Source organism: Phycicoccus sp. 3266 (genome assembly GCF_031456495.1).
Classification (GTDB): Bacteria; Actinomycetota; Actinomycetes; order Actinomycetales; family Dermatophilaceae; genus Pedococcus.
In genome coordinates this window covers 289,969-303,544 of sequence record NZ_JAVDUW010000003.1, presented here as the reverse complement: position 1 = coordinate 303,544, position 13,576 = coordinate 289,969, and the positions used below count along the sequence as shown (strand labels likewise).

The following is a 13,576-nucleotide window of genomic DNA, read 5'->3' as shown; positions in this document are numbered from 1 at the left end:
GTGCGGCCGGTCAGGAGGGCGTCGCCGGCCCCGCGCCCGGCCCGCCACCCTGCCTCGTGCCCGCATACGCATGGCTGAGCGCCAGCACTGCCACGCCGGCGACACTGCCGAGCACGGTCTCCACCCCGCGGTCCACCAGGAGGCCTGTCACGGGGACGCGGTGGGCGGCCTGCCCCATGAGCAGCGCCAGCGGCGTGATCGCCAGCAGTGCCAGCCCGTAGTTGCGCCCCACGAGCAGCTCGGTCACGAACTGCAGGACGGCCACGAGCGCCACCAGCCAGACGCCGCGCAGGTCGAGGGCCAGCAGCGCCGCCGCCGGCAGCAGGCCCACCAGCGTCCCGCCGACGCGGTGGACGGCTCGGGTCAGCTGCCCGGACATCCCGCGCACGCTCAAGGGTGCCACGGCCGCGACCATGGCCCAGTAGGGGTGCCCGATGCCCGCCAGCACCGCGAGCCCGCCGGCCAGCACCACGGCGACCGCGTCGCGCGCGGGCAGCCACGAGCGGTGGAGGCGGACCGGCAGCGGCCGCGTGCGCGAGCGCTGCAGCACCCCGCCCACCGCGCCGACCGCGAGGGCGAAGAGCACCGAGCCCGCCGTGACGGCGGCTGCAGGCACGAGGTCGCCCAGCCCGTGCGGGGCCGAAGCGCACCCACCGAACGCGAAGACGAGGAAGAGGGAGCCCGGCGGGTGCCAGTCCTGCGCGAGGGCCAGGTGCGAGCCGGCGTATGCCACGGCGCCGGCGACGGGCACGGCCCACCAGGCGGCGTGCGGCAGGCCCCCGACGAGCACCCCCAGCAGGACGGCGGCGAAGAGGGCCGCACCGGCCGTCGCCTGCATGGTCGCCCGCGACAGGTGCCGGTGGTTGCGGCCGTAGAGCGAGGTGAAGGCGCCGAACGCGGCATACGGGGACCACTCGGGGTGCCCCGCCAGCACGACGACCAGCAGGGGCACGGCCACGGAGACGGCCGCGCGGGCGGCGACCCGGTGCGCGCCCTGGTGCGGTCGCAGGTGCCACAGGTCCAGCTGGGTCACGGGCTGATGGCTCCTGTTCGTGGTCGGTGACCCCAGTCTCCCCGGTCCGGGCCGCGGCGACGCGCCCCGGTCCCGCCGGCACCCACGCGCGGTGGGTCGGGTCGTGTTTGCGGCGGCTCCCGGCGGGGCATCCCCCCGGGTGCCGACCGAGTCACGCACGCCGTGCCCCGGTCGCGCAGCCGACGACCGTGGAGCCGACCCGCACGGAGGTGCGCAGTGGACGCAGTGCTGCAGAGCCGGCCCCGAGGACCGGCCTCGTGATCGTCGCCGTGACCGGCGCGACCGGGAACATCGGCTCCGCCGTGGTACGGCGGCTGCTCGCCGACGGGCACGAGGTCCGCGGCATCGCCCGGCGCACCCCTGTCGAGGGGCTCGAGGACCGGGTGGCCTGGACCGAGCTCGACCTGACGGCCGCCGACCGGGACGAACGACTGCGCGAGGTGCTCGACGGCGTCGACGCCCTGGTGCACACGGCCTGGGGCTTCCAGCCCACCCGGGACGTCGCGTTCCTGCGCAGGATCGACGTCGGGGGCACCGCCGCCGTGGTGCGAGCTGCGGCCGCGGCTGGCGTGCCGCACCTGGTCCACGTCTCGTCCCAGGGGGCCTACTCCCCCGGCCGCGGGCCGGCACCTGTGGACGAGGACTGGCCGACCGGCGGCGCGGCCCCCGAGCTGCCGTACAGCCGGCACAAGGCGGCTGCCGAGCGCGTGCTCGACGCCCACGAGGCCGTCCCGGAGCACCGACCCGTGGTGGCGCGGGTCCGGCCCTCGCTCGTGGTCCGGGCCGAGGCCGGCGGTGCGGTCGCCCGCTACATGCTGCCCAGCCTCGTGCCGCACGGCGTCCTGCGGCTGCTCCCGGTGCTGCCCCTGGACCGGAGGTTCCGGCTCCAGGTGACCCACACCGACGACGTCGCCGACGCCATCGTGGCGGTCGTCGTCTCCGGCGCCACCGGCGCGTTCAACCTGGCGGCCGAACCGGTCCTGGGGCGCGGGGACGTCGCGCGCGCCTTCGGCATACCTGCCGTGCACCTGCCGTGGCCGGCGCTGCGGGCCCTCGCTGGACTCGGCTGGACGCTGCGGCTGCAGCCCTTCGACCCCGGCTGGCTGGACATGGCCCGGGTCGTGCCGACGATGTCGAGCCGGCGCGCCCGCGAGGAGCTCGGTTGGGCGCCGGCGCACGACGCCCGGGAGGCGATGGCCGAGGCCATCGCCGGGATGGCACGCGGGGAGGGCGGCGGCAGTCCTGCCCTGCGACCCCGGCGCTGGCTCGAGCAGCTGGCCAACCTCGTGGGCCGTGGACCGGTCTCGCGCCGGCCCACGGCCTGAGCAGCGTTTGCCCTCCGACGCCGCCGGGTACGGGCCCGACATGTCCGACCCGACCACCGACCGCCCGTTGAAGGCCTTCGCCCTCACGTGCTCGCTCAAGCCCTCGCCGGCGGAGTCGAGCACCGACCTGCTCACCCGCCAGCTGCTCGACCAGCTGGCGACGCACGGCGTGCAGGGCGACCTGGTCCGCGCGGTGGACCACGACATCCGTCCCGGCGTCGAGGCCGACATGGGCGATGGCGACGAGTGGCCGAAGCTGCGCCGGAAGATGCTCGAGGCGGACATCCTCGTCCTGGGCACCCCGACGTGGCTGGGCCAGCACTCCAGCGTCGCCCAGCGGGTCCTCGAGCGCCTCGACGCCGAGCTGTCCGACACCGACGAGCAGGGGCGCCTGCGCACGTTCGGCAAGGTGGCCGTGGCCGTCGTCGTCGGCAACGAGGACGGTGCCCACCACATCACCGGGATCCTCTACCAGTCCCTCGGCGACGTCGGGTTCACCATCCCCGCGAGCGGGGTCACGTTCTGGAACGGCGAGGCCATGAGCGGCACCGACTACAAGGACCTCGACGAGACCCCAGAGAGCACGGCGGGCGCCACCCGGACCGCCGCCGCCAACGCCGCGCACCTCGCGGCCCTCCTCCGCGACCGCGGCTACCCGCCGGCCGCCTGATCCCCTTCGGAGGCACCAGATGCGCAAGCCAGACCGACTTCCCGCTCCCATTCTCGAGTCGTACGCGTGGCAGGACGAGGCCCGCTGCCGCACCCTGCCGGTGGGCTCGTTCTTCGACGCCGAGCTCGCGCGCGGCGCCAACCGGCGCGAGCGCGAGGAGGCCGCCAAGCGGGTCTGCCACGAGTGCCCGGTGATCCGGCAGTGCCGGGCCCACGCCCTCGCTGCCGAGGACTACGGCGTCTGGGGCGGCCTGACCGCCCACGAGCGCGACATCATCCGGCAGAGCCAGTCCCGGGGAGTCCGCCGGGCGACCCCCGCGAGGCTGAAGGCGTCCTGACGTCGACACCGGGTCCGGGGGTCCGGCGCATGGCTGGACCGACGCCGGGGTACCGACCGTCCGTGAACATCTCCACGACCTCCTCCGCGCGGGCCGCCAACAGGTGGCTGACGCGCTACCTCCAGGACCACTACGTCGCCTCCCGCGGCGAGCTCGAGCTGTTCGAGCGGTGCGCCGGCTCGCTCCAGGACCCGCACCTGCGCGAGGAGGTGTCCGCGCTGGCGAGGGAGGCGACCGAGGACCGGGCCGCCCTGCTGGCCGTCATGGAATCCCTCGACGTCCCGGAGGCCACGGTCCAGGAACAGCTCGCGGTCCTGGCCGAACGCGTCGGCCGGCTCAAGCCCAACGGCACGCTCGTGCGCCGCTCCCCCCTGAGCGACCTCGTCGAGCTCGAGGGCCTGACCGTTGCGGTCCGTGCCAGGCGGGCGGCGTGGACCGCCCTGCGCGCCGTCGCCCCGGCCGTCGAGGTGCTCAACCCCTACCACCTGGAGCACCTCGTCGACCGCGCCGACGACCAGGAGGCGAGGCTCGAGCAGCTGCGCGTCGTGGTGGCCCAGCGGGTGCTGGCCGGCAGCGAGGAGGTGCAGTCCTGATGTGGTTCTGGCTCCTGCCCGTGGTCGCCGTCGTGGTGGGCGCCGTCGGCTTCTACCTCTTCGGCAGCCGCAGGCACCGCTGATGCGCAGGCACGCCGGCACCGCTGACCCGCAGGCACGCCGGACCGCAGACGTGCGTGGGTTATCCCTCGCGGGGGTGCCAGAGACGCGCGCTCGTGGAGACCTCCAGGTGCCGGTCGTCCCAGGCGATGTCCACGTGCCTGAGATCGACGCGTCGGTCGTGGCGGTGCCACGACCGCATCGCCAGCTCAACGAGCCGTGGGCCCTGTGGGGACATCGTGTACCCGAGCTCGGCCCCGAGCGTGCGCGGGGAGCAGACGACGTCGGTCAGCACCAGCCGACCCCACGGGCCGCCTCCGCGCCCGCGCGGAGCGGCGAGCACCTCGATGACGGCGCCCAGGTCACGGTCACCGAATGACACCCTGCTCCCCACCAGCTCGCTGGTCGTGTGGTCACCCTCCTGCAGGAGGTATGCCTCGCTGAGCGGCTTCCGGTGCTCGGCGGGAGCCACTCGCGCGGCTGGCTCAGCCTCCCGCGCCCCCGGGAGGCGACCGACGACGTGCTGGCGCAGCCAGAGCTCGAAGCCCTCCGAACGAGCCAGCACCTCGGCGGCGGCAGCAGACACCTCGAGGGCCGAGCCGACCTTGGTCACCTCCCGCAGCGGCACCACGACCGGCCGCGGGTGCTCCCGGGGGTGGAGCCGGGTCCACACCGCGTGCAGCCAGCGGCCTCCCCGACCCCCCTGCCGCCGGGCGAGGCCCGCGGGACCGCTCATGAAGGCGACCACCTCCAGCCCGTCCCCCACCTGCCGCAGGACGAGGTCGTCGACGTTGCCTAGGAGCTCGCCCTTGGGGCCGACGACCTGGTGGTCGAGGAGTCGGAGCACGAGCGGCACCTCCTCCGCTCGCCGCGCGCCCCCGCCGGAACCGGCCCCCGGCCCGGTCACTGTCCCGCTCCCGTCACGACCATGAGGGGGATGGCGGCCAGCGACGCGACGAGGACCAGCACCAGGTAGATGCTGCCCAGGACGTTCGCGACAGGACCGTTCCGGTACCTGCCCATGTACGTGCGGTCGTTGGCCACGACGAGGATGGGGAGGTACGTGAGCGGGAGCGCGACGGCACTGAAGACCACGCTGTACTCCGTGACCATGATCGGGTCGACCGTGGTGAGCAGCACTCCGATGGCGAGGACGCACGACAGCAGCACCACCGTGTGGAAGCGCGCCGCCCGCAGCGGTTCGACGAACTTGCCCCACTGCCAGCCGAAGTACTGGGCCATGCTGTAACCCACCGACAGCCCGGTCTCGCAGGCCGCGCCGAACGTGGCCGCGAAGAAGCCGACCAGCGCGAACGCCAGCCCCACCTTGCCGAGGGCCACGACGACCGGCAGCGACACCTGGCCGAGCGTGTCGACCTCGATGCCGGCGGGGAGGAGCACCGTGGCCGCCGTGGCCGCGATGGCCAGGGAGAGCAGTCCGCCGAGCGGGAACCCGATGAAGACGTTGGCCCTCATCGTGGCGAGGTCCTTGGCCTTCCAGTGCTCCTCGATCCCGCCCGAGGAGAAGAAGAACACCTCGTAGGGCGTCATCGCGGCGCCGAACAGGGCCACGCCGTAGTAGGCGTAGCTCCACACGTCCTCGCGGACGGGGACCGCGGGATGCCCCGCGGATGCCGCGAGCCCACCCCAGTCCGGCCCCAGCTTCCAGACGGCAACGGCGAAGACCAACAGCGCCAGGCCGGCGAGGCCGAAAACGTTCTCGAGCACCGCGAACTTCACCCGCCACAGGACCAGCCACACGGCAGCTCCCACGACCGGGATCCAGAGGTAGCGGTTCACGCTCGTCGCCAGCTCAAGGGCCAGGGCCACGCCCCCGATCTCGGCGATCATCGTCAGCAGCGTAACCGCGACGGAGGCGAGGAGGTTCAGCAGTCCCGCCTTCGGTCCGAGCCGCTCACGCACGAGGTCGAACGTCGCACGGCCGCTGACGGCGGCCACGCGGCCGCTCATCTCGGCGAAGACGCAGATCCCCAGCACCCCCACGACGACCACCCAGGCCAGGCTCATGCCGAATCGTGAGCCGACGAGCGAGTTGGTGACGAGGTCGCCGATGTCCACGAAACCGCCGATGGCGGTGAGGATGCCGAGGGCGACGGCGAAGAAGCGTTTCACCGCAGCCGCACCCCGAGTGCCTCCAGCTGGTCGGCCGTGGCGGCGAGCCGTCTTGTCGCGGCGAGGACGGCCGCGCGGTCGCCGAGGTCCACTGCGACCCGAAGTGCCGCCACGGCGTCGGCGGTGTCGCCGAGCGCCTGCGTCACGGACGCCCGCAGCCCCCCGGCGCCGGCGGGCGGGTCGGCCGCCGCGAAGTCCGACTCCGCTCCCCCGACGGTGCGGTCGGCGTCACCGACGACGACCGTCGCCGTCGTGTCGGGCAGGTTCCCGTCCAGCCAGGACCGCCCCGCCAGCTCGGCGGTCCGGGCGCCCCCCAGCTGCGTCTGCACCGCGGTCGACGCCGACTCGCGGTAGGAGGCGACGGTCGTCCCACACCCGCCGAGGGCCGCCGACAGCAGGACCCATGCCAGGGCCGTCGACACCCTGGCGCGCCGCCAGGTCACCGTTTCCTCCAGAGCAGGAAGTACGCGAGTGTGGCGAGCAGCACGGCATACTCCAGCCACCCCAGCACCAGCCACATGCGGTCGGCCATGCTGGGGAAGTACCCGCCAGCGACGGCGGGAAACGGCCCGGGTCACGGGCCGGGCGCGTCAGCCCTGTCGCGCCGAGGTGGCGAGGCCGTCCAGGATGTACCGCTGCGCGAAGGCGAAGACCAGGATCATCGGCACCGTCGCGATGAGGGTCGCGGCCATGGCGATCTCCCAGTGGTACTCGCCGCTCAAGGCGTAGGCGTCGACGATCTGCTTGAGGCCGCGCGGCATGGTGAAGTAGTCGGGCGTCTGCAGGTAGATCAGCGGCCGCATGAGGTCCGACCAGCTGGCCTTGAGCTCGAAGACGAACACGATGACCAGTGCAGGGCGGCACAGCGGCAGCGCGATCCGGCGGAACAGGCCGAAGTACGAGCAGCCGTCGACGCGCGCGGCCTCGAACAGCTCGCGCGGCACACCGAGGAAGAACTGCCGCAGCAGGAAGATGTAGAACGCCGTGCCGAACAGGTTCTGGCCCCACAGCGGCACCTGGGTGTCGACGAAGCCGAGCTTGTTCCAGATGAGGTACACCGGGATCATCGTCACCGCGCCGGGCAGCATCATCGTCGAGAGCACGAGCCCGAACAGCAGCCCGCGGCCGCGGAACCTGAAGTACGCGAACCCGAACGCGACCAGCGCGCTCGACAGCGTGACGGTCGTGGCGGCCATGACGCCCACGACCACCGAGTTCGACAGCCACCGCAGCACCGGACCCGCGTCCCACACCTGGACGAAGTTGGACCACTGCACGTGCCGCGGGACGAGCCGGTTGTCGAACACCTCCGACTTCGGCTTGAGCGAGGCGCTGACGAGCCACACCAGCGGGTAGACGAAGCAGGCCGTGGCGGCCAGGAGCACGACGACGTATGCCGCCCGCAGCAGTGGGTGCACGCGCGTGGTCACCGGGTGTCCCCCTCGTAGTAGACGACCCGGTTGCCGACCCGGAGCTGCACGACGGTGATCAGCATGATGATGACGAAGAGCAGCCACGCCATCGCCGACGCGAAGCCCATCTTGAAGAACTGGAACGCGTTCTGGAACAGGTAGACCATGTAGACGAGCGAGGCATCCGAAGCCGTCGCCTTCTGCTGCGGGCCGTAGAACATCGTGTACGCCTGGTCGAACATCTGCAGCGCCGCGATGGTGTTGGTGATGACGGTGAAGAAGACCGCCCCCGAGATCATCGGCAGCGTCACGTTGAAGAACCGGCGGATGGGCCCGGCCCCGTCGAGCATCGCAGCCTCGTGCAGCTGACGTGGAACGTTCTTCAGGGCGGCCAGGTAGATGACGATGGTGCCGCCCATCGACCACAGGCTCACCACCGCGAGCGACGGCTTGAGCCACGCCGGGTCGGTCGTCCAGTTCGGCCCGTCGATGCCGAACCAGCCCAGCACGGTGTTGACCAGGCCCGTCTGCCCGTTGAGCAGCAACAGGAACAGCGCCGCTGCGGCGACGGCCGGGGTCATCTCCGGCAGGTAGAACGCGGTCCTGAAGAAGCCGCTGGCGCGGCCCACCCCGGCGAGCAGCATGGCCAGCCCGAGCGCCACGACCGTGCCGACCGGCACGAACAGCGCGGCATACACGAACGTGTTGGTGAGCGACTGGCGGACGCGGGGGTCCTCCCAGAGCTGGCGGTAGTTGTCGACGCCGACAGAGTGGGTCTGCCCGACGAGCGAGTAGTCGGTGAAGGACAGCACCAGGCTGACCAGCATCGGGCCCGCGGTGAAGACGAGGAAGCCGACGATCCAGGGCGAGATGAACGCCAGTGCCGCGCGTGTCTCACGGCCCCGGACCGTGCCGCGGCTGCGCCGGGACGGCACCCGCGCCGGGCCCTTCCGCGGCGAGACGGAAGGACCCGGCGTGGGCTCGTCGAGCGGTGTGCGCGGCGTGACCAGCTCAGCCACGGCTGGCCTTGTCGAAGGCCGCCTGCGCCTCCTTCTGGGCCTGCCCCAGGGCCTGCTGGGCCGGCTGGCCACCCAGGGCCCGGGCGACGGCGCTCTTCCAGGCGGCGTCGATCTCGGCGCCGGCAGGCGAGGGGTTGAGCGCAGTCGCCTTGTCGAGCGTGTCGTAGAAGGCCTTGATGGCCTGGTCGAACCCGGGCTGCGGCGCCGGCTTGAGGTACTTGTCACGGATCTGCTCGTCGGCCTTGGTGTTCGCGGTGAACAGGCCGGTGAAGAAGCTCTTGTCCTTCTGCACCTTGGCGATCCGCGCGTCGGCTGCCTTCATCCAGGTCTCCGTCGACGTCATCGTCTTCATCCACGCGCACGCCGCCGTCGGGTTCCTGGCACCCTTCGGGATGGCCCAGGTGGAGCCGCCGAGCGTGCTCACCGGGTTGCCGGAGCGGTCGGTGATCTGCGTCGCCGCGAGCTTCAGCCCGGCCGGGATGGAGTCACGCAGCACGTTGACATACCAGTTCTCCATGGGGAACGCGGTGATCGTGCCCTTGGTGAGCGGGTTGGTGTCGCCGAAGATGTCGAAGGAGTCGCGGAACGCCTTGAAGCTCGTCCAGCCACCCTGGTCCTTGACCAGCTTGACGCCGTAGTCCAGTGCCTCGACCGCCTTGGGGTCGTCGAGGTTGGGCGAGCCGTCCTCCTTGACGAGCTGCGCGCCGTTGATGAGCGCCCACAGGGGGAACGAGTCGGGCAGCTTCGGGTCGTAACCGACCCGCTGGATCTTGTTGCCGGAGTGCTTGTAGAGCTGCGTCGCGGTCTTCTCGAGGGCGCCCCAGTCCTTGGTCTGGATCGCGGACGGGTCGACGCCGGCCTGCTGCAGCGACTTCGCGTCGATGAGGTTGACCTGCACGACGTAGAACTCGGGGATGCCGTAGACGGTGTTCTTGTACGTCACCGACCGCATGGCCGCCGGGCGGTACTGGCTGGTGTCGATCGACTGCTGCTTGACGCAGTCGGTCAGCGGCTCGACGACGCCCTTCGCGGCATACGTGCCGATGAGGTTGCGGTCCATGTAGACCAGGTCGGGCGGGTTGCCGCTCGACAGGGCCGTGAGGAACTGCTGGGCGTCGAAGTCGCCCTTGTTGTGGGTCACCTTCACCTGGGGGTACGCCTGCTGGAATGCCGTGATGCGCGCCTGCGCCACCTCGTCCTCACCACCGAACCCCATGATGTTCAGACTTCCCGAGGGCTTGCCGCCGGCGCTGCTCCCCGAGCTCCCGCCGGAGTCGTTGCCCTTGGAGCCGACCCCCGCACAGGCACCTGTGGCGAGTGCCGAGGCCAGCACCAGGGCCGTGGTCGTCCGTCGAACCGTCATGCGCGTACTCCTCCTCACACCGCCCCGGCGGCGGCACCCGAGACGCGCTTACCCCCCTCCCCGCGGGAGAAACGCTTCTCGTGGAAACGCTTCTCGTGCGAAACGCTTCTTGTGCGAGAGACTCCACACGAACCGCCCCCGGCTGGCGCGCGGGCTGTCGGTCGTGTCGAATGGAGCGTCGAGCGCCCGGGTCGGCCCCGGCACCGATGCTCACCCCCGACGGAAGTGCCCCATGTCCCTGTCCTTCCCACCCGACGCCTCCCGGGCCTTCCGCGCCGTGGCGGAGCGGGTCTACCGCGGCGACGACTCCACCGCCGTGCTGGACGAGATCGTGGCGCTGGTCGCCCGCACCGTGCCGGGGGCCGACCACGTGAGCCTCGCCAGCCTGCAGCCCGACGACTCGCTCGTCACGCGCGCCGCGAACGACGACATCGCCCGCCTGATGGACCGCCTCGAGACCGAGGCCGGTGAGGGGCCGTGCCTCGACAGCATCGAGGAGGACTCGGTGCAGCGGGACCCCGACATCGCCACCCGCAGCACGTGGCCGCGGCTCGCCGAGCTCGTGCTCGACCGGACGCCGGTGCGCGGCATGCTGGGCTACCAGCTGCTCACCGAGGGTCGCAGCCGGTCCGCACTCAACCTGTTCAGCGACGAGGTGGGCGTGTTCACCGAGTCCGTCGCGGACGAGGCCGCGCTGTTGGCGGGGTTCGCCTCGGTGGCCCTCACTGCGGTGGAGCGGCGCGAGAACGCCGATGCCCTGCGCGACCGCCTCGACGAGGAGCGCGAGCTCGGTCGCGCCGTCGGCCTCATCATGGCGGCGCACCGCGTCTCGGAGCACGAGGCGCTGCGGCGACTGGCGTCGGCGTCCCACGAGGCGAAGGGCCGTCTCGAGGGCGCCTGAGCCTCCTCTGCGCGTGCCCGACTACGGTCGGCTGCTCTCGAGCGCCTGCTGGAGGAGGGCCAGCCCCCGCAGCACGGTCTGCTGCACGACGTCCTCCGGGCTGCCGGGGAACCTCCTGCACTCGGTCGTCGCGTGCCGGCCCACGCAGACCGCCAGCCAGACGGTGCCGGCCGGCTGACCGTCCTGGGGGTCCGGACCGCCGGCCCCCGTGACGGCCAGCGCGACGTCGGCGCCCAGCAGCTCGGCCGTGGACTCGGCCATCGCCAGTGCCGCCTGCTCGCTCACGACGGGACCGTCCGGCACCTTGAGGAGCGTGTGCTTCACGTCGCTGGCGTAGGCAACCACACCCCCGCGGAACCATTCGGAGGAGTCCGGGGCCGCTCCGAGCGCACTGCTGAGCGCGCCCGCGGTGAGCGACTCCGCGACGGCGACGCTGCGCCCGGAGACCTCGGCCAACCTCGCGACCTGCTCCGCGCGCTCCGACGGGTCGACCGAACGCCCAGCCTGGTCGTCGGTCCGGGTCGCCGCCTGGCCGGCCGCGGCCGTTGGGGTGACGGGCAGCTCACCGGCGACCGGCAGCGGCGCTGAGTCCCCGCCCCGGTCGCCGCGGGAACCCTGCTCGTCGTGGGTCATGGATGCGTCCTTCGTCCGCGTGCTGTCAGGCAACGGCTTCCTCGGTCGTCATGGCCGCGCGCAGCCGGCCCAGGATGCCGGCGAGCACGCGCGACACCTGCATCTGGCTGACGCCGATGCGCTGGCCGATCTGGGACTGGGTCAGCTCCTCGGAGAACCGCAGCCGCAACACCTCGAGCTCCTGCTGGGAGAGGCTGCGCAGCGCCCAGCGGAGGGCCTCGCGCTCCTCGAGGGCGGCACACGGGTCGTGGGGGTCGGGCACCTCGACCCGCGAGTCGCCTCCCCCGGCCGAGCCGTCGAGCGAGGTGGCGTTGTAGCCGCCGGCGGCAGCCATCACCTCCCGAACGTCGTCACAGCTCAACCCGGCGCGTCCGGCGAGCTCCGCCAGCGTCGGCTCGCGCTGGAACTCCTGGCGCAGCGTCTCCTCCTGCCGGGCGAGCGTCACCCGGCGCTCCTGAAGGCGTCGAGGGGGACGGACCGCCCAGCCGCAGTCGCGGAAGTGCCGCTTGATCTCGCCGGTGATCGTGGGCACGGCGAATGCAGGGAAGCAGGCACCCACCCCGGGGCGGTAGCGACGGATGGCCTTGAGCAGGGCGAGGCGGGCGACCTGCTGCAGGTCCTCGTCGTCGACACCGCGGCCACGGTACCGACGGGCCGCCTGGTCGGCCAGGTCCCACGTCAGGGCGAGGACGTCAGCCTCCAGCATGCGGCGGCAGGCGAGCGAGGGGCTCTTCGCCATCACGGCGAGGAGCTCCTCCGCCTGGTGGTGAGCGGGACGCTCACCGGCATCGGGTGCGGGAGGCAGGGAGATGGGGTGCTGCGACGTGGTGTCCACGGCGCTCTCCTTCGGGCAGGGAACCCGGCGCCGTGGTTGGACCGTTCTGCCTGCTCCGACCCAAACACGAAGTTCGTCCTTCGACAACTCGAAGCGCTTCTCCCGTGCTCGGGCGTGGGCGACCCCGCCCCCAGGGAGTTGACCGTGGCTATACGAAGTTCTTGTCGGACGATGGTTTAAGAGACGTCCGAACTGGGCATGACCCCGATGAGGACGGGGGCCCGGCGGGGGCCCCGGGGGCGGGTGAGGAGCAGCGCGATGACCATCCAGACCGAGCACACGAGAACCGGTCCCGTCCTGTCGGCGGATCTCGCCGAGTCGCTGGAGCAGGCGCTCGGCGCCGACTTCCTGCCCGCCCGTGGCGACCAGCTCCTCGCCGCACTCGTGCGCCGGCGCGCGCCAGGGCAGGTCCTCTGGCAGCTGGCCGACCTGCCGACGAATCGTCAGTTCCTCTCCTTCGCCGAGGTCGCCCGGGTCTGTGCGGCCGGAGGCGCGCCCGGCGAGTGCCCACGGTGGTACGCCTGAGGATCCCGCCGCACCTCCGGCGGACGGCGGCTTGGTGGTGCCCGGTGGTGCCGCATGGCGCGTGAGGACGCCGGCGCCACACCGTGGGTGCCTGGGCACGGGGGTTTGTCCGCCGTGCGTGACGCCCTTCCCCGCTGCCGGGGTTGCGACCTCTGGGAGCACGCCACCCAGCCCGTCCCCGGGGCGGGTGCGGTGGACGCTCCGTTGGTCGTCGTGGGCGAGCAGCCCGGCGACCAGGAGGACCGGTCCGGCGAGCCGTTCGTCGGCCCGGCAGGGCGTCTGCTGGACCGCGCCCTCGAGGCGGCCGGCATCGACCGTGAGGTCGTCTACCGGACCAACGCCGTCAAGCACTTCCGGTTCACGACGCGGGGAAAGCGCCGGATCCACGAGTCCCCGTCGAGGTGGCAGGTCACTGCCTGCGGCCCCTGGTTGCTCGCCGAGCTCGAGCGCGTGGGGCCCCGGGTGGTCGTCCTCCTCGGGGCGACGGCGGGGCAGGCAGTGCACGGCCCCTCGCTGCGGGTGGGAGCGGTCCGGGGCCGGGTGATGCCCTGGCCGTCCGACCGTTTACCGCTTCCCGAGCCGCCAGAGGCGGTCGTCACGACGGTGCACCCTTCGGCCGTGCTCCGGTCACGTGCACGCGACGAGGACTTCGCTGCACTGGTGGCTGACCTGTCCGTGGCCGCTGCCGCCCTGTGAGGGAACCACGCGGCGTTTAGCCCGGCAGACGCCGGGTACGA

Annotated in this window: 16 protein-coding genes; 7 read left to right on the top strand and 9 right to left on the bottom strand. The window is 72.4% G+C overall.

Annotated features, from left to right (window positions below; translation table 11 throughout):
* Positions 1 to 10: 10 nt before the first annotated feature.
* On the bottom strand, positions 11 to 1,033 hold the full coding sequence (locus tag J2X64_RS15820; RefSeq protein WP_310156595.1) for an FUSC family protein: 1,023 nt from the start codon (positions 1,031 to 1,033) through the stop codon (positions 11 to 13).
* 257 nt (positions 1,034 to 1,290) lie between these two features.
* On the opposite strand from J2X64_RS15820, the gene J2X64_RS15815 reads away from it, so the two are divergent.
* From J2X64_RS15815 to J2X64_RS15800, 4 genes are all read left to right on the top strand, one after another.
* Complete coding sequence (locus J2X64_RS15815; protein ID WP_310156593.1) at positions 1,291 to 2,358, top strand: NAD-dependent epimerase/dehydratase family protein; 1,068 nt, start codon at positions 1,291 to 1,293, stop codon at positions 2,356 to 2,358.
* A 40-nt stretch (positions 2,359 to 2,398) separates the two neighbouring features.
* Entirely contained in the window at positions 2,399 to 3,028 is a 630-nt protein-coding gene (locus J2X64_RS15810) for an NAD(P)H-dependent oxidoreductase (RefSeq protein ID WP_310156591.1), read from the top strand.
* Between the two features lie 19 nt (positions 3,029 to 3,047).
* The gene (locus J2X64_RS15805; protein ID WP_310156589.1) at positions 3,048 to 3,365 is read left to right on the top strand and encodes a WhiB family transcriptional regulator; all 318 of its coding nucleotides are present in this window, start codon (positions 3,048 to 3,050) and stop codon (positions 3,363 to 3,365) included.
* A gap of 62 nt (positions 3,366 to 3,427) precedes the next feature.
* Positions 3,428 to 3,958 carry a hypothetical protein gene (locus tag J2X64_RS15800; RefSeq protein ID WP_310156587.1) on the top strand — a complete coding sequence of 177 codons (531 nt, stop codon included), beginning with the start codon at positions 3,428 to 3,430 and terminating at the stop codon, positions 3,956 to 3,958.
* A 142-nt stretch (positions 3,959 to 4,100) separates the two neighbouring features.
* Here J2X64_RS15800 and J2X64_RS15795 read toward each other — a convergent pair whose 3' ends face one another.
* From J2X64_RS15795 to J2X64_RS15770, 6 genes are all read right to left on the bottom strand, one after another.
* A complete protein-coding gene (locus tag J2X64_RS15795) occupies positions 4,101 to 4,865 on the bottom strand; it encodes a hypothetical protein (RefSeq protein WP_310156585.1) in 765 nt (254 codons plus the stop codon).
* A gap of 56 nt (positions 4,866 to 4,921) precedes the next feature.
* The gene (locus J2X64_RS15790) at positions 4,922 to 6,151 is read right to left on the bottom strand and encodes a divalent metal cation transporter (RefSeq protein ID WP_310156583.1); all 1,230 of its coding nucleotides are present in this window, start codon (positions 6,149 to 6,151) and stop codon (positions 4,922 to 4,924) included.
* Positions 6,148 to 6,594 carry a hypothetical protein gene (locus J2X64_RS15785; protein WP_310156581.1) on the bottom strand — a complete coding sequence of 149 codons (447 nt, stop codon included), beginning with the start codon at positions 6,592 to 6,594 and terminating at the stop codon, positions 6,148 to 6,150. Before J2X64_RS15785 ends, J2X64_RS15790 begins: the two co-directional genes overlap by 4 nt.
* Positions 6,595 to 6,741: 147 nt before the next feature.
* Complete coding sequence (locus tag J2X64_RS15780; RefSeq protein WP_310156580.1) at positions 6,742 to 7,581, bottom strand: carbohydrate ABC transporter permease; 840 nt, start codon at positions 7,579 to 7,581, stop codon at positions 6,742 to 6,744.
* Complete coding sequence (locus J2X64_RS15775) at positions 7,578 to 8,573, bottom strand: carbohydrate ABC transporter permease (RefSeq protein ID WP_397444084.1); 996 nt, start codon at positions 8,571 to 8,573, stop codon at positions 7,578 to 7,580. The genes J2X64_RS15780 and J2X64_RS15775 overlap by 4 nt, the downstream gene beginning before the upstream one ends.
* A 1-nt stretch (position 8,574) precedes the next feature.
* Positions 8,575 to 9,945 carry an extracellular solute-binding protein gene (locus J2X64_RS15770; protein ID WP_310156576.1) on the bottom strand — a complete coding sequence of 457 codons (1,371 nt, stop codon included), beginning with the start codon at positions 9,943 to 9,945 and terminating at the stop codon, positions 8,575 to 8,577.
* 232 nt (positions 9,946 to 10,177) lie between these two features.
* Here J2X64_RS15770 and J2X64_RS15765 point away from each other — a divergent pair, with 232 nt between their 5' ends.
* A complete protein-coding gene (locus J2X64_RS15765; protein WP_310156575.1) occupies positions 10,178 to 10,846 on the top strand; it encodes a GAF and ANTAR domain-containing protein in 669 nt (222 codons plus the stop codon).
* A gap of 21 nt (positions 10,847 to 10,867) precedes the next feature.
* Here J2X64_RS15765 and J2X64_RS15760 read toward each other — a convergent pair whose 3' ends face one another.
* Positions 10,868 to 11,479, bottom strand: coding sequence for a CinA family protein (locus tag J2X64_RS15760; RefSeq protein WP_310156573.1), 612 nt, complete (start codon positions 11,477 to 11,479; stop codon positions 10,868 to 10,870).
* A 25-nt stretch (positions 11,480 to 11,504) separates the two neighbouring features.
* Complete coding sequence (locus J2X64_RS15755; protein ID WP_310156571.1) at positions 11,505 to 12,314, bottom strand: sigma-70 family RNA polymerase sigma factor; 810 nt, start codon at positions 12,312 to 12,314, stop codon at positions 11,505 to 11,507.
* Positions 12,315 to 12,572: 258 nt separating this feature from the next.
* Between J2X64_RS15755 and J2X64_RS15750 the strand changes: the two genes are divergently transcribed.
* Both J2X64_RS15750 and J2X64_RS15745 read left to right on the top strand, forming a co-directional pair.
* Entirely contained in the window at positions 12,573 to 12,839 is a 267-nt protein-coding gene (locus tag J2X64_RS15750) for a hypothetical protein (protein WP_310156569.1), read from the top strand.
* 54 nt (positions 12,840 to 12,893) lie between these two features.
* Entirely contained in the window at positions 12,894 to 13,535 is a 642-nt protein-coding gene (locus J2X64_RS15745) for a UdgX family uracil-DNA binding protein (protein WP_310156567.1), read from the top strand.
* Positions 13,536 to 13,576 lie beyond the last annotated feature (41 nt).

Coding starts and splice junctions, on each gene's coding strand:
- J2X64_RS15805 (WP_310156589.1), top strand. CDS start 3,048: ATGCGCAAGCCAGACCGACTTCCCGCTCCCATTCTCGAGTCGTACGCG.
- J2X64_RS15750 (WP_310156569.1), top strand. CDS start 12,573: ATGACCATCCAGACCGAGCACACGAGAACCGGTCCCGTCCTGTCGGCG.
- J2X64_RS15760 (WP_310156573.1), bottom strand. CDS start 11,479: ATGACCCACGACGAGCAGGGTTCCCGCGGCGACCGGGGCGGGGACTCA.
- J2X64_RS15745 (WP_310156567.1), top strand. CDS start 12,894: ATGGCGCGTGAGGACGCCGGCGCCACACCGTGGGTGCCTGGGCACGGG.
- J2X64_RS15765 (WP_310156575.1), top strand. CDS start 10,178: ATGTCCCTGTCCTTCCCACCCGACGCCTCCCGGGCCTTCCGCGCCGTG.
- J2X64_RS15770 (WP_310156576.1), bottom strand. CDS start 9,945: ATGACGGTTCGACGGACGACCACGGCCCTGGTGCTGGCCTCGGCACTC.
- J2X64_RS15810 (WP_310156591.1), top strand. CDS start 2,399: ATGTCCGACCCGACCACCGACCGCCCGTTGAAGGCCTTCGCCCTCACG.